This window comes from Exiguobacterium sp. s102, assembly GCF_018618635.1.
Taxonomy (GTDB): domain Bacteria; phylum Bacillota; class Bacilli; order Exiguobacteriales; family Exiguobacteriaceae; genus Exiguobacterium_A; species Exiguobacterium_A oxidotolerans.
The window spans coordinates 117,127-137,857 of record NZ_JACSML010000003.1 but is presented as its reverse complement, the minus strand read 5'-3'; the positions used below and the strand labels follow the sequence as shown (position 1 = coordinate 137,857).

The following is a 20,731-nucleotide window of genomic DNA, read 5'->3' as shown; positions in this document are numbered from 1 at the left end:
CTGACCGAGGTCAGGCAGAGCTTCTTTTATGCGGACGGATGGGTCCGGACAGGCACTTGATAACCGGTTGCGATGAAGCGTTCAAGCTCCGGTTCGGATTTAGCATTCAATCCGACCGTCCCGTCCCCTTTGATCGCGACGTTCATCAAACGGATGCGCTCAATGTGGGGGCCGATCGTAATCCCGTGGCGTGCGGAATCTTCAATCCGGACATCAATGAGCCGGACGTCATCTGCCCCGTTTTCACCACCAAAGACTTGAATGTCCGTTTTAGCCTGACGGAATCCCGTCATCTTGACTTGGCTCAAGGTGACGTTTTTCGCCTTGTACTGGATTCCGATCACCGGCTGTTCCTGGTAATCATAGTTCGGGTCACCGAGGACGGTGAAGTCATGGATGACGACGTTCCGATATGCCGAGACGACGAGTGCCCGCGGTTTTGAGTTTGCATAGAGCGGTGTGTATTGAGGCGTCTGCGCGACGAGCCGTGTCGCGATGATGTTATAGGCAGTTTGTGACGTCGGGTCCGTTGCTTGATGGTGACCGATATGGCGGAAGTTGAACGAGCGGTGGTCATCGATGGAGAGGTGCCCGACGATTTTGACGGTCGAAGCAGCGGACGATGTCGCATGCGCCTTGATTTCGAGTCCGCCGAAACAACGGGACGTCGCATTGTTGAACAACCAGACGTCGCGCGAGCCATCATCGATTTCGATTCCGTTCGAATTCGAAAAGCCGACGGCGTGGGCTCGCCCGCTCGGGTCATGCATGAAGCAGTTCGAGATGAATAAGTGATCGCTATGATGCGTCGTGATGCCATCGTCGCCGAATCCGGATCCGGTCAAGCCGTCGAACCAAATGAAGGAACTACTTAAATTCGCTCGTGCGCCGTCCCCGTTGTAATTGTAGTAAGGTGTCGAAATGTCGAAACAATGGAGCCCGGGATCGACTGCCTCGACGTCGAAGACCCAGCCGTACGTCACATGGGCGTAGGTCAGACAACTCGAATGGTTGCCCCATGTGCTGCTCTTTTTAGCATCACCGATCCGCTCGATGTTCCAGTCGAGGGTCATTTTTTCGACGAGCAGATGATGATTACCGAGTAAGTAATTTTGGTTCGTGATCAACCGGCGTCCTTTTGGGGCGTCGTCATGCAATTTTATAATCGTCCGGCCTTTCCCGTCGCCCGTCAAAATCGTAAAGTTCGGGAGCCGGATCCCGCGGACGATGTATGTGCCGGCAGGGACGTGGACTTGCCGATGTCCGTCAGCAAGTGCTTCCCTGAAGGCGAGCGTGTCATCGGTCTTTCCGTCACCGATGGCTCCATACGTCCGGACATCGACTTTTTCGACCTGACAGGCCAGTTGTTCGAATTCATAGGTGAGCCGACCGAACCAGCTCGGCCGGACCTCATCCTGTTGACTGACGAAAGCTTTTGTCAGGGGCAAGATATGTTTAGCACGGTCCGTTAAAAAAAGTGGTGAGATTAACGAACGTAAGTAGCGGCTCGGATGCGGCGCGCGACGCGGTGCGACGAACGGACTTTCGTTCATCAATTGTTCAGCATGGGTAATGGCCGCAAGATTCGTGTTACTTTCCGTATATTCAGCAATCAATCGCCCGTTTTGATAGGGATTGTGCGTATCTTCTAATATGACCATGATTGAACTCCTCTCTAGAAATCACTCCATTTCTTTTCCCATCCTGTCTGTTGTTCAAGCCCTTTTTGATTAAAATCAAAAAATTCCGTAAATTAGGCTTGAATCATTATATAATGGATAAAAATGACATTAAAGAGGTGGGAGCATGCGATTTCGAAGTCGATTACTGTTGATGATGGGTATAGTTTTGTTAGCGCTTGGAATCATGAAACCGTTAGCCGAGACCGGGTATCAGGCACTGCGTGATGTCGAAGTTTTTCCGGCGACGGCGACGGCGCAACAGTGTAGAGAAGATTGTGAAAGCAAGCCGCTCGACTGGTGGTGGCTGAAGTTACTTTGGAAGAAAGAACCGAAACCTGAGGGTGTGGTTTATGGTTACGAGACGGATGAAAAAGGTGAAATGGGAGGAGAACCTAAAGATAAATTTAAGTTCATCTCACTTGGATTTAAACATGATGAAAAAGGTGGTGTGGGAATTGAAGAGACAGAAGGATTTCCCTATTTCTTGATTGGACTGGGTCTGGCGGCCGTTCTGTTGCTTGTCCTGCTTGTCCGTCGTCTTCGAACACGCCGTCGTCGCTTAAAAGGTGCACCCGAAGACGAAGTAATGCCACCGCAGCAATACCGACAGACTAAGGTGGATTCAGAGGAGACATTCCCGCCATTGCCGGTCGAACAAGTTCGGCAACAGGTCGTTTTGTTCAATCGTCAGTTGCCGGCGCGGCTGAAACGCCGAGAGACGGAGTCGTTCAGCGAGTGGTTCGGACGGATCGGTTTTCATCCGTCAACCGAACTGCAGCATCTATATGAGGTAATCCGGTATGATTCAAAACAATCAATTCAAGTGCCATCGACCGCGCTGACAGACATCAAACATGATTTTTCAAATTATCTCAACCGATTCCGATGAAACCTTTTAGAAAGTCCCGACGTATCATGGAACAGAAGGTCAGGAAACGGGGGACTGAAGAATGTACTTAGCAGACGCAGTGAAACTAAAAAGTATCTTACGGAAACAATTGGAGCAACTAGTCGAAGAGATGGAGCGTATTGCATTCATCGACCTTGAAAAAGGGGAGGCCCTACCGACTGGTCAAGAACGGACGTTACTCGATGTCGAGTCGGCGATGGATGCAGTCAGGCGTGATATGCGGACACTCGATCGGCTGGTCTATGCAGCAAACTTGTCAACGACCATCGAGACGACAGAAGGAGCAATTCCGCTCGTCGAAGCGATTGAACTGGCGACTCAATTACGGGCAAAAGCGACACAGTTCCAAGAACTCGCCGCACGTCCGAAACGCGAATTCCAGTATGGATTTGAAGGAACGACGGTCATCCGGCATGCTTTGTACGATCCTGAGGCATACCGGATCAAGGCACAAGAGATGGAGCGGGCTGCTCACCGCATCTCGAATGCGATCAATGCCGCGAATTACCGAACGGAAATTGATTTTGACGGTCACCGTTATATGTAAGCCTTGATCAGGTGAGACTCCTGATCAAGGATGGCATTTCTGACTCTCAAACGCTTCCACAAGGGAATCACAACGGCCACGGCACACCTATGACCACGGACCGATGACATGTTTACCTGTCACTTTTGACTACCTGCGGAAAAGACTTTTTCCGTCAGATGCCAAAAAACCGCGATTGCTTCGGCATCGCGGTTTTTTATGCATAACATCTTGTTATTCCTTAAAAAAAGGTAGACCACTACTTTAGTTCGGGTATAGGCTAGGGGAATAGTAAATCTTGAAGGAGGAATTGATATGAAAAATTCATTTAAAGCATTCGTCGTACGTGAGGAAGAAGGACAATTCGTCGGGGGACTCGAACAAAAACAAGTCGACGACTTACCAGCAGGTGATGTGTTGATTCGTGTCGCCTATTCGTGCATCAACTATAAAGATGCGTTATCGGTCACGGGAAATCGAGGGGTGACAAAAAATTACCCACATACACCAGGCGTCGACGCGGCAGGTCATGTCGTAACATCATCTGATGAACGCTTCAGCGAAGGACAAGCGGTCGTCGTCAACGGCTTTGATTTCGGAATGAATACATCGGGTGGTTTCCAGGAGTATATCCGCGTGCCGGCGGACTGGATTACGCCGCTACCGAACGGCATCACGACGCTTGAAGCGATGAGTTACGGAACAGCTGGTCTGACAGCTGCCCAGTCGATTGATGAACTCGTTCAACGTGTAGCACCGCAAGATGGTCCGGTCCTCGTCACGGGAGCGACGGGCGGCGTCGGCAGTGTCGCGGTCGCACTCCTCGTGAAACTCGGGTTTACAGTCCATGCCGTGACCGGGAAAGAAGCCGAGCATGATCGCTTGAAGCAAGCAGGTGTCGCAGAAGTCATCTCACGCCAGTCACTTCTGGAAGAAACAACGCGACCTTTGAAAAAAGGACTGTATGCCGGTATTATCGACACGGTCGGTGGTTCGCTACTTGCTTCAGTCATCCGTTACGTACAATACGGTGGACTCGTCACGACATGCGGTAACGTCGGTGGTGCTGAACTGACGATGACCGTCTATCCGTTCATCTTACGTGGTGTTCGTTTGATTGGAATCGATGCTGTTCAGTTACCAATCACAGAGCGTGAGCGTTTATGGAATCATCTCGCGAACGACTGGCATTTATCGATTGCCGAGATGGTCCGAATGAAAGCGTTGAGTGATGTTCCGGCAGTCGTCAAGTCGTTGCTTGAAGGGACACATCAAGGCAGAACTGTCATCGAAATTTAAACAATTTGGTTCTGGATTAGATGGTATAGTGAATGAAACATCACTCGGTCAATTCAGGAGGAACCAAATATGAGTCAACAGGAACAAGAGCACGATCAGGCACGGCAATCGCGTCACATGCGTCGAAAACAAAAGCGCAACCGGCGTGGGATTGCGTTCGGTGGCCTTTTGGCGACGGCTTTGATCGTCGGCGGATGGGGTTATATGGTCGCGCATAACGATCCTTCGCAAGCGACGTCGACGGTCGAAACACCGAAAACAGATGCTTCTGCCAAAGAAACATCAAAGGATAAAGAAAAAGATTCGGCCGATCAAGAGAAGAAAAAAGAGCCGAAGAAATCGAAAAAAGAAGCAGCACCTGAGATTAGTTCAGCAACATGGATCAAACGACCGTTTGCAGATGTCTATCAAGATGCAAATCGGACCAGTGTCATCTATAAGGCGGACTTAGGGGATGTTTATGAAGTCCTCGACGCAAAAGACGGCATGGTACATCTGAAGTTAAGTGATGCGGTCGAAGGCTACATCCCGGAGACAGATGTTCAGATGGAGGCTCCGTCTGGTCTAAAAGATGAGGAACTCCTTTCGACACTCGGACAAGTCGTCGCGAATCAGCCGATTGACAAGCCGGAACAATACCTCGGGAAACCGCTTGAAACGTTTGAGGCGAAGTATGGCAAGCTCGGCAACATACAAAAAGATGCCGTCAATACGTACCATTTCTCGAACGCCGGGTACTTGCTCGTCGTATCAGATGGAGTAGTCGAAGCAATTGACTGGATGAATGTCTCAGCGTCAGGTTTAACAGCACTTGGTGATCCGGTCGTAAAGACGGATTACGGCACATGGTACGAGGGTGAGAAATTACAGCTCAAGGCATTCCCGGATAACGGTTCGACGCGCTTGCGTCTCGCACGTGATCTTGGGAAATGAATCGATTGAGACTGGAGCTAGTCAGTTTCTCTAATCAAGAGCCGGACATGGCGAGTTGGATTTGAACGCAACGACAAAAAAGACAGGATCGTCATCTCACAAAGATGCACAGTCCTGTCTTTCATTTTATCTAAAGTCTGAAGCACGTTCATTCCGTCGAGTGAACGTGCTTTTTTGCGTTGGTTCCACAATAAAAACCTCCCGAGTCATCGACTCGAGAGGAAAGAGAAAATCCTTGGGAGGAGGTTTTCTTAGTAGACGCCAACTGCATCAAATGATTTTGCTGCAGCGGCTGCTTCAGCACTTGAAGAACCGTAAAGGTCTTTTGCCGATTGAACGACTGCTGCGCGGAGGTAGCTGAAGTTCGAAGTCGGAGTCAAGTAGACGTTAAGGGCACGGTAGTAGATGGCACCAAGTTTCGGTACGCCGACGCCTGGTACAGTGACACCGTAATGTGTACCACCGTTACCTAAGAGGTAAGCGGCTTTGTTGACGATACCAGAGTTCGTGTGGACACCACCGTTATCAGCCGTACCTGTGTAACGTTTTGAGTAGTGGTCTGGATCTCCGTAAGCGGCAGGGTTAGACATTGAACGAAGAGCATCGCCACTTACACCTGGTGTGTAGATGTCTTCACCGACGAGCCAGTCGAAGTTTGATCCGACTGAGTACTCTGCAACTGTTCCCATGATATCCGAAACAGCCTCATTGATCGCACCCGATTCGTTTTGGTAAACGAGTCCTGCTGTGTATTCAGTGACAGCGTGCGTCAATTCGTGAGCGACTACATCAAGTGCGCCAGAAAGATATGTGAATGTCGAACCGTCTCCGTCACCGTAGACCATTTTTGATCCATCCCAGAACGCATTGTTGTAGCGTGAAGAATAGTGAACCGTTGAATTGAGTGCTGCACCCGCATTATCGTAACTGTTGCGGCCATATGTGTTTTTGTAGAAGTCATATGTTTTCACTGCATTGACTTGTGCGCTGACAGCGGCACGGTCGTAAGTAGCATTGAGAACGTTGTCGGCATCCGCCCAAAGTGATCCTGGAAGTGATGTCCGGTTTTTTGCATCGTACGTCGAGATGCCTTTACCGCGTGTTGAATCTTGAAGGTAGTAGTAAGAACCACTCTTCGTTGTGTTGAATGTAGCACTTGTTCCAAGAACCGTCGTACCTGAACCGACTGTCGTTGTTCCGGTGATTGTCGTAACTGGTTTCGCATGTGCCAGTTGGTCATATTTGTTGATGACCTTACCAGAGTTTGCATCGATGAAGTATGTCCAGCGTGACGGCTCGTCGCCGGCTAAGACAGTCGATGTGATTTTATAAGCATAGACAGCATCGTCTTTGACTGGATAGACAACGAGTTCACTCGTTGGAGCCACTTCGAATTCTGTTGCTTTGATTGATTTTTTATACAACTTTAAAGCTTTCTTTTCAGAGATTGCAATTTTCTTATCAAGACCTGGTTTCCCTTTGACCTTGACTGCATCATTGACGATTGCTTTTAAAGTACCGTCTTTCGCAACGTTACCGACGACGACACTACCGAAGACCGGGACGCCATCCACTTCTTGTTGGAGACGTACGATGTGAGATGATCCGTCTTTTTGAACATCTTGTACAGAGAAGTCACCTTTACCTTCGACATACTCTTTAACGATTGATGCAGCTGGCTCGGACGATGCTTTCGTCAACTTGCCAGATTGAAGACCTTCTGCGCCTACGACTGTAGGAACGACAAGTACACTTGCGACAAGCGATGTAGCGAGAAACTTTTTCAAAATAAATCGCCTCCTTGTTTGGGTTGAGTCTAACTATGCCAAACAAAATAGAGAACGAGAATAAGGCATTCGGATTAAATAGAATTTTCTGAAAATAGGTATTTAGTACCCGTACTGAACAATTTAGTCATTGAGACAAATCGAGTGAAGAAATACTCTTCTAGCACTCCTATCATTGAAGAAACGGGCTTTCTGGCCTTAAATTCTGTGAGTAGTCCTCAAATTGTAGACAACGAACTATCGGTAGATAAAGCGTCTTTTCCCGTAGCAGTCAACGAAACGTGACGCTTTGTAGATAATACCAGGAGGGAAAGCCGGGCATGCAGACGGTTTAGAGCACAATCCGTCTCGATATCGTAAGTTCACGCTAGAGTTTGTCTACACGCGGAAAAGACTACTCATTTGAGTAGTCCTTAGAGAATTCGTTGATATAAGTGATGCGTGCCTTCGCGTGTCTCATCGATTTTAAAATCAAGCGGATCAAGTTCAATCCCTTGTTTGTGTGCAAAACGTTGAATCTTTTCAAACGACTTCCAAATTTCGATGTCTGGTCCTTCATGTCTCCAAAAGACATAGCGAGCGGGAGGAAGATGGTATCCTTTCATTCCCTTAGGAACCCGTTCGAGTGAAGAGACAGGTAAGCCGACGCATTGCGTATAGGTCGTTCCGCGATGGGCAAGCGAAACATCTAATGGAAAACTGTCCGGTATGACTGCCTGAATTTCATGCGCCCGACGTGAAAATTCACGCCATAGTTCAGGCATCAATGTATGGAGTTCATTTTCTTCGCACGTCATGCTGAGTCCGATTACATAAAGCTCGTGACGTTCAACAATTTTAGGATGCATTTGAGACTCCTTTCGTCAGAAATCAAGAAGCAGTAGTCAAGTTCCGTCGTTTTAAGTCTAAGAAGAGTTTAGTAAAAGTTGCGTCCCACTGTGTGCCGCTTCCTTCTTCAAGAATCGACAATGCTCGTTCGGCGGGCATCCCCTTTCGATAGGGGCGATCGGAAGTCATGGCATCATAGGCGTCGGCAATTGCCATGATTCGTCCGAAAAGCGGAATCGCGTCACCGGTCAAGCCTTCCGGATAGCCTTTGCCATCATAACGCTCGTGATGGTACTTTACCCCGGGAAGAATCGGTTGTAACGTCTCTGGTAAATCAACTTGCGATAAAATATGGACACCGATTACCGGATGGCGTTTGATTTCATCGAATTCTTCTTCCGTTAACCGTCCTTCCTTCAAAAGAACGGCATCTCGGATACCGATTTTACCGATATCGTGAAGAAGAGCAGACTTTCGTAATAACTCGATTTGTTCATCAGGTAAGTCAGCGGCACGGGCGATTTCAACGGAATATTCCGCTACACGTAAAGAATGCCCTGCCGTATAAGGATCGCGAGCATCTAAAGTCGCGGCAAACAACGTAAATAAACTATTTAAAAGGCGTTCATTTTCTAAATCGCGTCCTTCGATTCCTTCAACCATCAAATTAAATCCGCCAATCAAGTGTGCGAATTCATCGGAGTAGGGATTGGAAATCGTATTCAATTGACCCGACTCGATTTGAGCAACTCCTTCTTGCAAAGCAAGAATCGGTTTTTTAATGTTTTCATATAGTAGAAGACTGCAAAATGTCGCAAGGCAGAGGATGACAATCAAAATTAACGTCGCCCAACTCCAATAAGACTGAAGACTTTCGTTTTCCGTTAACTGAACGGCAGAAGCGAGGACGAACAGTAAGATTGGAAATACACCGATGACGAGTGTACTAATCAACATTTTTTGGCGCAAGCTGACCATATGTTGTTTCTTTAAGACGATGTCGCCGTAACCTGCCGCCTGAGATCGTTTCGTCAACTCGAGCAACATCGGTTCCGTGACCCGGTAAGTGAGGAAAAATTCAATCAGAGCATGAAGAATCGCGACGAGAATCGCTCCGAAACAAGCGAGACCAATCAAATAGTAGGGCATGTCGAGCCAACCACGGTATATGGCGAAAGCTGTCAAGGTAGAAGAAGGAAGTGATAATCCGAGAAAGTGTGGACCGAGAATACGTTGCATCGTCAAAACCGGGAAGCGATGCGTCGTCTGAAAAGCAATTGTCAATTCGTCAGCAGTGGGCTGTTTTGATTGAAATACTATATAAAGGGACCGAACGTGTCGGCGATAGATTGTATATTCCAAGCTGAACATCAGGGTGACAGATCCTGCCATGATACCAAGCAAGAGTATCCGCTCTTGTGGACTGAAGGTCAGTGTTTCGAAGATGAACAAACTGCCGACACCGAAAACGGCAACGAATGAGCCGATTAAATAGTTCGTTAAGACTTGTCGCTCAAAACGTTTTAAAGGTTGCATGGAATTCCTCCTCTTCTTAATCAAAGCGTGCAGCAAAGAATTTTTCTAGTACTATATAATGGTCTATCTTATTAATATCGGCACGATGTAAGAATATTAAACTAAATTCCAAAAATAGGTATAGTTATAAAGTCCTAATTATACAAAAACTAATTGATTAACGAACTAAAATAACATATGATTTGAATATTCAGAAAAGTATATTAAAAGTGTGCTTTTCACTACTACATAGGGGGTAAGTTCACGTGGGGAAAAAGAAACAGCTTAGCTTAGCCGTTTTATCTGGAATCACGGCAGCTGCATTCGCAGTTAGTCCGGTTTTACCTGGTGGGAAGGTAAAATCTGTTGATGCTGCTGAAAAAGCAGCAGTAGGAGCGCCGATGGACTTGAACACAGTCGATCAGGAACGTCTCTTAAAAGTATTGCAGGATCGTGGGGTCGTCTCAAAAGCATCATCTGCAGCTGAGAAACAAAAGGCTGTCCAAAAGTATTTGGATAAAAAGTCGAACGGTAAACCAGCAGCTGAACATGAGTCAGAAAAAGCGAAAGAATTCGATCAAAAAACAAAAGACTTTTTGACGAAACAAAAAGATCAACTCGCAAAACAGTTGAACAAGAAGCACGATAATTATAAAAAAGGTAAAAAAGATGGGTTTGTCAAAGTCGACAAAGCTAAACAAGCAAAATACAACGGTGATACACGGACAGATAAAGTCCTTGTTCTACTCGTTGAGTACAGTGACTTTAAGCATAACAATGTTGTGCAAGAAGATGGATACATGTATTCGAATGACTTCAACCAAAAGCATTATCAAGATTTAATGTTTGGTAATAAAGAGTTCGAACTCTTTAACGGAGACAAGGTCAAGACATTTAAACAGTATTATGAAGAACAGTCAGGCGGAAGCTACACGGTTGATGGTAAGGTCTCGAACTGGTTAACAGTTCCAGGTACAGCCAAAGACTACGGTTCGGATAATCCAGCGGGCGGAAACGATAACCTTCCAGGCGCTAAGGGTCCACGTGGTCTCGTTAAAGATTCGTTGAATGCTGCAGTAAAATCAGGCATCAACTTAGCAGAGTACGATCAATTCGACCAATACGATATGGATGGAGACGGCGACTTGAACGAGCCGGACGGCCTCGTCGATCACTTGATGATCATCCATGCAGGAACAGGACAAGAAGCTGGGGGCGGAACGCTCGGAGATGACGCAATCTGGTCACACCGTTGGACACTCGGCAACGTATATCCTGTTGCTGACTCGGTAGCGAAAGTAAACTATTGGGGCGGTAAAATGGCTGCCTACGATTACACGGTTCAACCTGAAGACGGCGCGGTCGGTGTTTTCGCACACGAATTCGGTCATGACTTAGGTCTTCCAGATGAGTACGATACACAGTACACAGGTCAAGGCGAGCCGGTCGCATCATGGTCAATCATGAGTGGCGGTAGCTGGAACGGGAAAGTTGCCGGAACAGAACCAACAAGTTTCTCACCACAAAATAAAGAATTCTTCCAAAACGTGATGGGTGGAAACTGGGCGAATATCGAGACAATCGATTTTGATTCGTTATCAAAAGCAGGAACTGCTTCTTATATCGATCAAAGTGTTACAAAATCGAAAAACCCAGGAATCATCAAAGTAGACTTACCGAAAAAACCGGTCAAAGGAATTGCACCGGCGTTCGGTAAAAAATACTATTACAGCACAAAAGGAAACGATCTTCATACGTCAATGACGTCACCAGAATTCGATTTGACAGCTGCTAAAGCTGCTAAATTTGATTACAAAGCGTACTTTGATGTCGAGTTCGATTATGACTTCTTGACAGTTACAGCAACAGCTGGTGGAGTAGAAAAAGTCATCGACGTCATCGGTGACGAAGATACTGATGGTGATCAACGTGCTGAGTCTTCAAAAGGTGCATGGGTCGATAAATCATACGACCTCAGCGAATTTGCAGGCAAAAAAGTAACGCTTAAATTTGATTACACAGGTGATGCTGGTCTTGCACTCGACGGTTTCGCACTTGATAACGCGAAATTGACAGTCGACGGTAAAGTCGTCTTCGAAGATGATGCAGAAGGTACACCGAAGTTTAAACTCGACGGGTTCATCGCGTCTGACGGCTTCAGCTATGCTGACAATGCGTACTACCTCGAATGGCGTAACTACGCAGGCTCAGATAAAGCACTTGAGCATGCGCGTGGCGTGAAATACAACACAGGTCTCGTCGTTTGGTACGCAGATTCTAGCTTCACAGATAACTGGGTCGGTGTTCACCCGGGTGAAGGATTCCTCGGTGTCGTCGATTCACACCCTGAAGCAATCGTCGGTACGCTTAAAGGCAAGCCAGTCGTATCAGGTAGCACACGTTACCAAGTTGCGGATGCTGCATTCAGCTACGATAAAGCACCTTCTTGGTTGATCGATTCACCAACACGTGGTCTTTACGACTACAAAGGTCTCTCAGGTGTAACGAAATTCGATGATTCTAAATCGTATATCAACCAATTGATCCCGGATGCAGGGAAACTTCTTCCGAACAATGGTCTTAAAATTCAAGTCATCGGTGAAGCGAAAGATAACTCTGCTGGAGCTGTCTGGATCCACCGTTAAGAACAAAACAGATCTGGGAAACCAGGTCTGTTTTTCTTTTGAAAAGTGGAATCAATTGGAAAAAATATTGGTCAGACAACTTGACTTTTAAAGCGCATCCATACTATACTGACGTTAGCTTAATATTGTTATTGTCACTACTGATTCACATTGCGTCACGAACAATCTTTTCGTCGCTCCATGTATTTCGGGACAATAATGAATTTCTTTCATATGCATCGTCATATGTATTAAGTAATTTATTTTTGGAGGTTGTTCCCATGAACACAGGTAAAGTAAAATGGTTTAACGCAGAAAAAGGTTTCGGTTTCATCGAAGTTGAAGGCGGAGAAGACGTATTCGTACATTTCTCAGCAATCACTGGTGAAGGTTTCAAATCACTTGACGAAGGTCAAGAAGTTGAATTCGAAATCACTGAAGGCGCACGTGGAGCACAAGCTGCTAACGTCGTAAAACTTTAATTTCAACTATTCAATCGCTCTTCTTCGGAAGAGCGGTTTTTTTATTGTCTTAATATCTTGAATTTAAGATATCTGTGCGCTATGCTTTGCATATAATCAAATTCAAAAGGGAGTGGCAAAGATGGAATTACTCGGTATTCATCATGTTTCAATTTTGACCGGGATGGCGGAACGGAACTATCAATTTTACACGCAAGTCCTTGGAATGCGCTTAATTAAGAAAACAGTGAATCAAGACGACACGACGTCGTATCATTTATTTTATGGGGACGCGGAAGGAAATCCGGGGACTGATCTGACGTTCTTCGACATTCCGCATCTCGGAACAGGTGTACCTGGTGCATCGAGTATTTCTTCAACATCACTTCGCGTTAAGACAACGGCAGCACTCAAGTTTTGGGCACAGCGATTTGAGCAAAAAGAGATTGATCATGATTCAATCATCGAACGGGCAGGGCGACAAACGCTTGCCTTTCGTGACCAAGAAGGGACACGTTTGATTCTCGTCGCAGAAGATGGGGAACAAGGCGTCCCGGGTGGCGTACCTTGGAAACACGACGAGATTCCAGCAGAACATGCAATCGTCGGCTTAGGTGCCGTGACATTGACCGTTAACGACCCGGGACCAACAGCGCTCGTTTTGACGGAAGTCCTCGGTTTTAAAAAAATCGGCAGTTATCCGTCGCTTGCGGGTGAGTTTGCGGATATTGAAGTGTATGCAACGGGTCAAGGAGGAATCGGAGCCGAAGTCCACCTCGAAGCGCGACCGGATCTCGATCGAGAACGTCTTGGTCGCGGCGGTGTCCACCATGTCGCGTTCCGCGTACCGAACAGTGCGGAATATGATCTATGGGTCGAGCGTTTAAACCACTACCGTCTTCCGAACTCCGGAAAAGTTGATCGCCATTACTTTCAAGCCTTGTACTTCCGGGAACCGAATCATATTTTATTCGAGCTTTCGACGGATACACCGGGATTTGCGACAGATGAATCGATTGAGGAGTTAGGAGAGACACTCGCACTACCACCATTTTTAGAACCACAACGTGAGCAGATTGAAGCACGTCTTCGTCCACTCGAAATCTGACAATCCTGTGACACGGGTCACAGATACGTCGACGTCCCGTATACTAAAAGAAAGAATCACGAAAAGGAGTGACGGGATGTTAAGAACTACGTTAGGTCAATTTCGGTTAATTGCGATTGTAGAGGGAATTTCATTTTTAGTATTGTTGCTGATTGCGATGCCGTTAAAATATATGGCAGGAATTCCTGAGGCAGTCTCGGTCGTTGGAGCCATGCACGGTGTGTTGTTTGTCATGTATGCGTTATGGCTTGTCGTCGTTAAATTTAAATACCGCTGGTCGTTTGTCAAAGCAGGTATCGCCTTTATCGCATCCTTCATTCCGTTTGGTACGTTTGTACTCGATCGAAAGCTAAAACAGGAAGCAACAAACGCGTAAATTGTGTATACTAGTAAAAGCACGGCTGTGGATAACTGTTTTTGTCTATGCGAAGCAGGTTATCCACAGCTTTTTTCTGTGGATAATTTTTAGGAGGATACTATGTCAACATTCGAAACATTAAACATTCAAGAACTGTGGATAAAAAAACTACAAAAGCAAGGCATCAAACAGCCGACACCGATTCAAGAACAAGCTATTCCGCATTTGCTTGCGGGACGTGATTTAATAGGAAAAGCACAAACAGGTACAGGGAAGACACTTGCCTTCTTGTTACCGATTCTCGAGCAAATCGATTTAGAGAGTAAAACGGTCCAAGCATTGATCGTCGCACCGACACGTGAACTTGCGCGTCAGATTGCCGACGAAACACATAAGTTGATTCGGAATATGGAAGACATTCGGGCACTGGCTGTATACGGCGGACAAGATGTCTTTAAACAAATCCAACGTCTCGGACGGATGCCGCAAATCATCATCGGGACACCTGGACGAATTTTAGACCATGTCGGACGGGGAACACTCGATTTGAGCGCGCTGAAGACACTCGTCTTAGATGAAGCCGATCAGATGCTTCAAATTGGTTTCTTACCGGAAATCGAAGATATCATCGCAGCAGCACCGGTCGATCGTCAATTCGTCATGTTATCTGCGACGATGCCACCAAAAGTCGAGCAACTCGCGAAAACGTACCTTCGTGACCCGATTGAAATTCAAGTCGAAGCTGAAAAAGTAACGGTCGATGCGATTGAACAATTCGTCGTCGAAACGACGGATCGTCGTAAGCAAGCGACACTTCGGACGATGCTCGACGAAATGCGCCCGTATGCCGCAATCATTTTCTGTCGGACGCAACGTCGCGTAACGAAATTAAACGAAGAATTGCAAATGCAAGGTTATCCGACGGACGAGTTACACGGTGGATTGACGCAAGGAAAACGTGAAAAGGCGATGTCGAAGTTCTATCAAGGGAAAACACCATTCTTGATTGCGACCGATGTTGCGTCACGCGGACTGGATGTCACAGGTGTCACACACGTCTTCAACTATGACTTGCCGGACGATGCAGAAAGCTATGTCCACCGGATTGGGCGGACGGGACGTGCCGGGAACGACGGCGTCGCGATTTCAATCGTCACACCGAAAGACGGTCGGAGTTTCCGTGACATGGAACGTGAACTTGGGGTCGAAGTTACACCAATCGTCGTCGAATTGTCAGATGAAATGATTCGGGCACAGCATGACCAGAGTAAAGGCACGAAAAAGCCGACAACGGAAGGCCGTGGCAATACACGCCGGTCGAATAATCGTCGCCCAGGACGGACACACCGGAAGTAAACAAATCAATCTACAGAAAAATCCCGTTTCCATTCATCGGAAACGGGATTTTTTATCGTTGAAGAGACGCTTTACTGGTCTGTGTTATTTATAGACCATCTGTCCGCCGAGATGACCGGCATAAGCAAGTAATCCACTACCAATCACAGCGACGATTAGACTGAAGATAAGAAGCATTTTTTTATTTGATCGATAATTGAAAATCAACAATACAAAGGAAATACCGAAAGCAATCAGACTGTAAAGCGCAAAGTGTTCATGATCTTCAATCGCAGCCCGTGTCGCATTGAACGTCGAACGGGCATAGTCTTTTGTCTCATCTCCGGATAGATACGCAGCGACCCCTGCGAGGAGACCGGTGAATAAGGTAATCAGAGCAAACAATTTCAATTGAACCCATTTTAAACTAAAGAATAATAGTAGTGTAGCGAACAGTAACAGACCGATTGGAGCATGGACGAGTAAGGGGTGGAGCGGAACACCGAATAGCATGATAAATCCTCCTTAAGTAATGAGTGTATGACTATTCATTACTTTACCCCTGCTACCTGATAGTTAGCTGACGGCTTTACTTAATGAGGGAAATGAATCGTAAACCGTGTTCCTTCATTTGGACTGGAGTCGACCTCGATGCTCGCGTTATGGGCATCAGCAATCGAGCTAGCGATTGCGAGGCCGAGACCGGTCCCTGTTCCGTGGCGAGCGTGGTCCCCGCGATAGAAGCGTTCGAAGATTTTTGCCTGATCACTTTTCGGGATACCGATTCCCTCATCAGCGATTGTCAGCTGAACTTCGCCAGGGGCTTTTGACAAGCGGACCTTGATTGGTCCGTCACTGTAGACGGAAGCATTTTCTAGAAAGACCATTAATAAGCGCGTCAATTGGTTAGCGTCTCCTTTAATTAAGAGGTTCGGTTCAATCTCGATTCGTAGTGTCCGGTTGGATAATGTATGGGCGAACCGTTCAGCGGTCTTTGAGACGAGCGTACTGAAATCAACGGATTGCAGGGTCATGGATTGACCCCCGCGGGCAAGCAACAGCAAGTCCGCGACGAGTAATTGCATCGAAGTCGTCTCGGCTTTCAAATCGTCGAGAATCGTCTGTCCCTCACGACTGAGCGGTTCAGCTTCAAGCAATTCGATTCCGCTATATAAAATCGTCAGCGGTGTGCGCAGTTCATGGGAGGCGTCCGACGTGAAGCGACGTTGCCGGTCGAAAGATTGTTGGACGGGCTGGACGGCTCGACCGGCGAGAACATAACTGAGTCCCATCAAAATCAACGTCGATAAGACGGCGATTCCAGATAAGACAGCGATTAAACGTTGGAGTGTATCGCGTGTAGCGGACGTTTCTTTTAAAAGAACGATGGAGCCTTCGTTCGTGTCGCGTTTGTACAATAAAAAATGGTGATCCTCGACAGTCACTTTTTCAGTTTCTTGAGCAGAGGATACGAAACGCTGAACGGTCTCTTCCGTTAAATCATCCGGAAGACTCGAATACTGTTCTTCACCCGTTTCGTCCAGCACTTGAAAATAAATCGGATTAGGTGTCAAGCGATCTTCACCATGTTCGATTCGTTCGAAGACGTCACGGTTCGAGATGTTTTTTAATTGATTGAGCTCTGTTTGGTCGAGTAACCGTGCCGTCGTAAAGTAGACGCCAACGAGTATGAGGATTAATAACAGTAAGAAGGTCCCACTGAATAAAAGGGTCAGCCGTTTTCGGATCACTTCAAGCATGGTGGTCACCAAGACGATACCCGAAACCGCGGACGGTCTTGATGAGTGGTGGAGCGCCAACCGCCTCTAATTTTTTGCGGACGAGACGGACCAAGGCATCGAGAGCGTTGTCCGTAACGTCGGCACCAATTCCCCAGACGACTTCGATGATCAGTTCGCGACCCATCACTTGTTCCGGTCGACGTAATAAGAGTGATAGAAATTCAAATTCACGACGTGTCAATTCAAGTGGATGATGATTATAGGAAATCATTTGCGATGAAACATCGAGTTCAAGTCCTTGAAAAGATACCGTATCGACGAAGGCCTTTTTTTGTCGACGACTTAATGCGCGGAGACGGGCAAGCAATTCATTCGATTGAAACGGTTTGACGAGATAGTCGTCGGCACCACTATCGAGACCATGGACGAGGTCGATTTCTGTATCACGTGCCGTCAACATTAAAATACCACCTTCAAAACGATTTTTTCTAAGTTCAGCTGCGACCTCAACCCCACTTTTATGAGGCATCATCCAATCGAGAACAAGCAAATCGTAACGAAATGTCTGGCATTGATTGAGTGCATCGACACCATCGTGTGCGACATCGACTTGGTAGCCGGCACGTTCGAGATGGAGTCGAAGCATTTTTGCGAGCCGCTGATCGTCTTCTGCAATCAATACACGCATGAATTTTCCCCCCGCGTTCATTTTTTCTTATTATCCCATAGTTGCCGTCAGCTAGTTATCAGTTTTTAGCGCTACAGTAAAGATAACAACAAACGAGAGAGGATGAAGGAAGATGAAACCAAAGCCGTTTGCAAAATGGATGGTCGGTTTAAGTAGTACGGTGTTTATCGGTCTAGCGATTGGTCAATTAAGTGTCAGCTCAGATGGACAATCGACGACACCGGTCAGTACAGGGGATACGTATTCGAATGAAACGAATTTCCCGAGTCAACCGATGCAAGGGGATTCTTATGGTGACGAGGAGTCAGACGATGATGGCGGATATTATTATGATGATGATGATGATGGATGGTCAGGAGAGGATTCTTCCGGATTCAGCCAGCCGAGCGGAAATAGCGACGGACGCTCGAGTCACTCGAAATAGGAGGTCAAGTGATGGAACGACAACTCTATTCGATGCATAATACGATTCGATTCGTGACGGAAAATCAGATTCCTGAAGAAGAGTGGCAGGAGATTGAACGATTTTTCAGCTATGTTGATCGAGAGTGGTCACGGTTTGCTGAAGCGAGTGAAGTGAATCGGTTGAATCGCCTTCGAATCGGTGAAACCTTATCGATTTCGTTACCACTCGCTCGGTTACTAAAGCGTTCGATTCGTTATTTTGAACAGACGGAGCACTATTTTTCTCCGTTTCTTCTTGAACAACAACAGGCAAACGGATACCGGGATTCCTTTCCGTTTCACTATGCGACTGAGTCGGAACGGGTTGGTCCCCCAGAGATTACACCATTTATTCTCGAAGGACTTGAAGTGACACGTGTCGGTGGAGGAGCAATTGACTTAGGTGGAATCGGGAAAGGCGCAGCCGCAATGATGGTGGCGCAACGGCTTCGGAAAGAACGACGACGCGGATTGATTGAAGCTGGCGGTGATGTCGTCGTCTGGTCAGACGAAACACCATGGAAGATTGGCATTACACATCCGCATACAGACGAAGAAATCGCGGAAATCAACCTTCGACAAGGGGCAATCGCAACCTCGAATCGAATTTATCGCTCCTGGCATGTCGGCGAACGGATGAATCATCACTTACTTGACGGTAAAACGGGGCGACCGATTGAGACACCGCTCATTCAAGTGACGGCTTCTGCTCCAGAGCTGTATGAAGCAGAAGTAATGACGAAACTTGCTTTTCAGATGACAGAACAGGAACGGCAAGAGAAGTTATTCAGATGGTTTCCGAATGGACGATTATTGTTACTCGACGCGTCAGGTGAAATTATATCTGAGAAGAAAGGAGGATGTGCACTATGGACTGGTTGAAATGGATGTTTTCGACCTGGACGATGATTCGTCTCAGTGGGCTAGCGGGTCACTTTTTGATGACATTATCCGTATTAGCTGGATTACTAGGCTCGTTTCCGAATCTCCGAAAACAAAAAGCACGACTTCATAACGTCCACCTCTATGGCGGATGGGCCGGACTGCTCGCGATTGTCCTCCACGCGACGTTGATTGTCGTGGATACGTATGCACCGCTATCCATCCTCGAGATTTTGATACCAGGCAACGCTTCTTACGAACCACTGTGGAATGCCTTTGGGACAATCAGTCTTTATCTCTTCGGTTTTGTCCTGATCACGTCGGACTTCCTAAAAGAGACGCTCGGAAAAACCTTATGGAAATTAACGCACTGGCTTGTCTTACCAGCTTGGGGATTGATGACGCTCCATGGTCTCTTCATCGGGACAGATACGGGAACGTTGTTTACGACAATCTGGTACGTGGCTTCGACACTGACATTTATCACATTGATTCTTTACCGGATGCGCCTACGTCCTAAAACAAAAGTACAAATAAAACCGGAATCCTCGACGTCTTAAGAGGATTCCGGTTTTATTCATTGTTGCTCGAGCCACTTCGTCCACGCGACAAAAGCGTCTTCCCGATTTTCGATGTAGTTGTGATCACTGTCGACGACCAGTTCTTCGAAATAACCGGCGTTTTGAAGGAGGTCGTGGTGGAGCGCCTTGACGGATGTTTCATCCCGTTCAGATGTGACGAGCAATGCCGAGCGGTTCTTTAGTTCTTCCTTGAGCGCAAGAAGGTTCCAACTCGCATGGTTAGCTTTTAACTCCTCGAGTAACGTGTCACCGTCAGTCGCTGTAAGGAAAGACGCACCGCGGCTGAGAACACCGCGTAAGGCGTCCTCGTGTTCCGGGTAGTCGAGGATCAGTTGACCGATTAGACCGAAGTTGAACGGAGAAATTCCGATGTAGTGTTTGATGTGCGGAACAGCAGCAAACGCGTGTAGACCAGCAAATCCACCCATGCTGTGACCGACAATCGTAATTTGGTCGCCGAGCACATCATGCTGTTCTGTAAAGGTCGGAGAAGCGACGTGCTCCATGATCGCTGTCGCATCTTCCAGGACATGACGAAAACGGAACGCACCCGGGCTGCCGATGCTGCCGCGATAAGAGGTCACGAGGACATGGTAGCCGATTTCTTGGAGACGGACCGCCCAGTCCATGTTCAATTGTTTCCCGGGAAACCCGTGGAAGAGGACGATTAACGGAGCAGGACCTGTACTTGCCGGAGAATACAGACGGCAAAATAGCGCTTCGTTCCCTCCGCTCGGTATGGCAATTAAAGAAAGACTAGCTTTGTTCGTGATTGTTTCCATCTCATTCGCTCCTTTAAAAAGTTTCGTATGTTTCATAGTGTGATACAAGTTAGGAAGCAAAGCAATCGTTAAGTCTATGAACAAAAAATAAAGTAGGAAAAGAACGTTTTGCGCCCCGCCGTTTGAGAGCCGGGATGGAGGTGTGCTTGAAATCGACTAGCTTGTAGTCTGCTGCGCGTTTCCGCCTTGTCTCGTCTCCGAGCGGCGGGTGCCCGCTTTTCGATATGGAAGCGATTCAAGTCGGCA

Annotated in this window: 20 protein-coding genes; 12 read left to right on the top strand and 8 right to left on the bottom strand. The window is 47.1% G+C overall.

Going from position 1 to position 20,731, the window contains the following annotated elements; translation table 11 throughout:
* Positions 1–26 precede the first annotated feature (26 nt).
* The gene (locus KNQ02_RS10460) at positions 27–1,661 is read right to left on the bottom strand and encodes a glycoside hydrolase family 55 protein (protein ID WP_214808425.1); all 1,635 of its coding nucleotides are present in this window, start codon (positions 1,659–1,661) and stop codon (positions 27–29) included.
* Between the two features lie 145 nt (positions 1,662–1,806).
* On the opposite strand from KNQ02_RS10460, the gene KNQ02_RS10455 reads away from it, so the two are divergent.
* The 4 genes from KNQ02_RS10455 to KNQ02_RS10440 all read left to right on the top strand — a co-directional run bounded on the left by KNQ02_RS10455 (position 1,807) and on the right by KNQ02_RS10440 (position 5,350).
* Entirely contained in the window at positions 1,807–2,571 is a 765-nt protein-coding gene (locus tag KNQ02_RS10455; protein ID WP_214766338.1) for a hypothetical protein, read from the top strand.
* A 61-nt stretch (positions 2,572–2,632) separates the two neighbouring features.
* On the top strand, positions 2,633–3,139 hold the full coding sequence (locus tag KNQ02_RS10450; RefSeq protein WP_159173223.1) for a hypothetical protein: 507 nt from the start codon (positions 2,633–2,635) through the stop codon (positions 3,137–3,139).
* Positions 3,140–3,433: 294 nt separating this feature from the next.
* Complete coding sequence (locus KNQ02_RS10445) at positions 3,434–4,417, top strand: YhdH/YhfP family quinone oxidoreductase (RefSeq protein WP_214808422.1); 984 nt, start codon at positions 3,434–3,436, stop codon at positions 4,415–4,417.
* Positions 4,418–4,486: 69 nt separating this feature from the next.
* Entirely contained in the window at positions 4,487–5,350 is an 864-nt protein-coding gene (locus tag KNQ02_RS10440; RefSeq protein WP_214808419.1) for a hypothetical protein, read from the top strand.
* Between the two features lie 251 nt (positions 5,351–5,601).
* Here KNQ02_RS10440 and KNQ02_RS10435 read toward each other — a convergent pair whose 3' ends face one another.
* The 3 genes from KNQ02_RS10435 to KNQ02_RS10425 form a co-directional block, all read right to left on the bottom strand.
* A complete protein-coding gene (locus KNQ02_RS10435; protein ID WP_214766342.1) occupies positions 5,602–7,137 on the bottom strand; it encodes a M4 family metallopeptidase in 1,536 nt (511 codons plus the stop codon).
* Positions 7,138–7,550: 413 nt separating this feature from the next.
* Positions 7,551–7,985: a GyrI-like domain-containing protein gene (locus KNQ02_RS10430; RefSeq protein ID WP_214766344.1), complete on the bottom strand. Its 435-nt coding sequence runs from the start codon at positions 7,983–7,985 to the stop codon at positions 7,551–7,553.
* Between the two features lie 22 nt (positions 7,986–8,007).
* Entirely contained in the window at positions 8,008–9,501 is a 1,494-nt protein-coding gene (locus KNQ02_RS10425; RefSeq protein ID WP_088838204.1) for an HD-GYP domain-containing protein, read from the bottom strand.
* Between the two features lie 245 nt (positions 9,502–9,746).
* On the opposite strand from KNQ02_RS10425, the gene KNQ02_RS10420 reads away from it, so the two are divergent.
* The 5 genes from KNQ02_RS10420 to KNQ02_RS10400 all read left to right on the top strand — a co-directional run bounded on the left by KNQ02_RS10420 (position 9,747) and on the right by KNQ02_RS10400 (position 15,387).
* Entirely contained in the window at positions 9,747–12,125 is a 2,379-nt protein-coding gene (locus KNQ02_RS10420; RefSeq protein ID WP_159173227.1) for an immune inhibitor A domain-containing protein, read from the top strand.
* A 260-nt stretch (positions 12,126–12,385) separates the two neighbouring features.
* On the top strand, positions 12,386–12,586 hold the full coding sequence (locus tag KNQ02_RS10415) for a cold-shock protein (protein ID WP_012371797.1): 201 nt from the start codon (positions 12,386–12,388) through the stop codon (positions 12,584–12,586).
* A gap of 121 nt (positions 12,587–12,707) precedes the next feature.
* A complete protein-coding gene (locus KNQ02_RS10410) occupies positions 12,708–13,673 on the top strand; it encodes a ring-cleaving dioxygenase (protein WP_088838202.1) in 966 nt (321 codons plus the stop codon).
* A gap of 76 nt (positions 13,674–13,749) precedes the next feature.
* Positions 13,750–14,049 carry a DUF3817 domain-containing protein gene (locus KNQ02_RS10405; RefSeq protein ID WP_088838201.1) on the top strand — a complete coding sequence of 100 codons (300 nt, stop codon included), beginning with the start codon at positions 13,750–13,752 and terminating at the stop codon, positions 14,047–14,049.
* A 102-nt stretch (positions 14,050–14,151) separates the two neighbouring features.
* The gene (locus KNQ02_RS10400; RefSeq protein ID WP_088838200.1) at positions 14,152–15,387 is read left to right on the top strand and encodes a DEAD/DEAH box helicase; all 1,236 of its coding nucleotides are present in this window, start codon (positions 14,152–14,154) and stop codon (positions 15,385–15,387) included.
* A gap of 84 nt (positions 15,388–15,471) precedes the next feature.
* Here the strand turns inward: KNQ02_RS10400 and KNQ02_RS10395 are convergent, their stop codons facing one another.
* The 3 genes from KNQ02_RS10395 to KNQ02_RS10385 form a co-directional block, all read right to left on the bottom strand.
* Entirely contained in the window at positions 15,472–15,879 is a 408-nt protein-coding gene (locus KNQ02_RS10395) for a DUF2231 domain-containing protein (RefSeq protein WP_088838199.1), read from the bottom strand.
* Positions 15,880–15,959: 80 nt separating this feature from the next.
* Positions 15,960–17,126: a sensor histidine kinase gene (locus tag KNQ02_RS10390; protein ID WP_214808415.1), complete on the bottom strand. Its 1,167-nt coding sequence runs from the start codon at positions 17,124–17,126 to the stop codon at positions 15,960–15,962.
* Complete coding sequence (locus tag KNQ02_RS10385) at positions 17,119–17,796, bottom strand: response regulator transcription factor (protein WP_088838197.1); 678 nt, start codon at positions 17,794–17,796, stop codon at positions 17,119–17,121. The genes KNQ02_RS10390 and KNQ02_RS10385 overlap by 8 nt, the downstream gene beginning before the upstream one ends.
* Before the next feature lie 112 nt (positions 17,797–17,908).
* Between KNQ02_RS10385 and KNQ02_RS10380 the strand changes: the two genes are divergently transcribed.
* From KNQ02_RS10380 to KNQ02_RS10370, 3 genes are read left to right on the top strand one after another with little or no spacing between them, the layout of a single operon-like run.
* Positions 17,909–18,220 (top strand): hypothetical protein, encoded by a 312-nt coding sequence (locus tag KNQ02_RS10380; protein WP_214808412.1) that lies wholly within the window; start codon positions 17,909–17,911, stop codon positions 18,218–18,220.
* 11 nt (positions 18,221–18,231) lie between these two features.
* The gene (locus KNQ02_RS10375; RefSeq protein WP_214808409.1) at positions 18,232–19,122 is read left to right on the top strand and encodes an FAD:protein FMN transferase; all 891 of its coding nucleotides are present in this window, start codon (positions 18,232–18,234) and stop codon (positions 19,120–19,122) included.
* A complete protein-coding gene (locus tag KNQ02_RS10370; RefSeq protein ID WP_088838194.1) occupies positions 19,110–19,682 on the top strand; it encodes a ferric reductase-like transmembrane domain-containing protein in 573 nt (190 codons plus the stop codon). The genes KNQ02_RS10375 and KNQ02_RS10370 overlap by 13 nt, the downstream gene beginning before the upstream one ends.
* 17 nt (positions 19,683–19,699) lie before the next feature.
* Here the strand turns inward: KNQ02_RS10370 and KNQ02_RS10365 are convergent, their stop codons facing one another.
* Positions 19,700–20,485, bottom strand: coding sequence for an alpha/beta hydrolase family protein (locus KNQ02_RS10365; protein WP_088838193.1), 786 nt, complete (start codon positions 20,483–20,485; stop codon positions 19,700–19,702).
* Positions 20,486–20,731: the final 246 nt, after the last annotated feature.

Bases quoted from the DNA above. Each gene is read 5' to 3' on its own strand.
- KNQ02_RS10460 (WP_214808425.1), bottom strand. From the start codon at position 1,661: ATGGTCATATTAGAAGATACGCACAATCCCTATCAAAACGGGCGATTG.
- KNQ02_RS10455 (WP_214766338.1), top strand. From the start codon at position 1,807: ATGCGATTTCGAAGTCGATTACTGTTGATGATGGGTATAGTTTTGTTA.
- KNQ02_RS10450 (WP_159173223.1), top strand. From the start codon at position 2,633: ATGTACTTAGCAGACGCAGTGAAACTAAAAAGTATCTTACGGAAACAA.
- KNQ02_RS10445 (WP_214808422.1), top strand. From the start codon at position 3,434: ATGAAAAATTCATTTAAAGCATTCGTCGTACGTGAGGAAGAAGGACAA.
- KNQ02_RS10440 (WP_214808419.1), top strand. From the start codon at position 4,487: ATGAGTCAACAGGAACAAGAGCACGATCAGGCACGGCAATCGCGTCAC.
- KNQ02_RS10430 (WP_214766344.1), bottom strand. From the start codon at position 7,985: ATGCATCCTAAAATTGTTGAACGTCACGAGCTTTATGTAATCGGACTC.
- KNQ02_RS10425 (WP_088838204.1), bottom strand. From the start codon at position 9,501: ATGCAACCTTTAAAACGTTTTGAGCGACAAGTCTTAACGAACTATTTA.
- KNQ02_RS10415 (WP_012371797.1), top strand. From the start codon at position 12,386: ATGAACACAGGTAAAGTAAAATGGTTTAACGCAGAAAAAGGTTTCGGT.
- KNQ02_RS10410 (WP_088838202.1), top strand. From the start codon at position 12,708: ATGGAATTACTCGGTATTCATCATGTTTCAATTTTGACCGGGATGGCG.
- KNQ02_RS10405 (WP_088838201.1), top strand. From the start codon at position 13,750: ATGTTAAGAACTACGTTAGGTCAATTTCGGTTAATTGCGATTGTAGAG.
- KNQ02_RS10400 (WP_088838200.1), top strand. From the start codon at position 14,152: ATGTCAACATTCGAAACATTAAACATTCAAGAACTGTGGATAAAAAAA.
- KNQ02_RS10395 (WP_088838199.1), bottom strand. From the start codon at position 15,879: ATGCTATTCGGTGTTCCGCTCCACCCCTTACTCGTCCATGCTCCAATC.
- KNQ02_RS10390 (WP_214808415.1), bottom strand. From the start codon at position 17,126: ATGCTTGAAGTGATCCGAAAACGGCTGACCCTTTTATTCAGTGGGACC.
- KNQ02_RS10385 (WP_088838197.1), bottom strand. From the start codon at position 17,796: ATGCGTGTATTGATTGCAGAAGACGATCAGCGGCTCGCAAAAATGCTT.
- KNQ02_RS10380 (WP_214808412.1), top strand. From the start codon at position 17,909: ATGAAACCAAAGCCGTTTGCAAAATGGATGGTCGGTTTAAGTAGTACG.
- KNQ02_RS10375 (WP_214808409.1), top strand. From the start codon at position 18,232: ATGGAACGACAACTCTATTCGATGCATAATACGATTCGATTCGTGACG.
- KNQ02_RS10370 (WP_088838194.1), top strand. From the start codon at position 19,110: ATGGACTGGTTGAAATGGATGTTTTCGACCTGGACGATGATTCGTCTC.
- KNQ02_RS10365 (WP_088838193.1), bottom strand. From the start codon at position 20,485: ATGGAAACAATCACGAACAAAGCTAGTCTTTCTTTAATTGCCATACCG.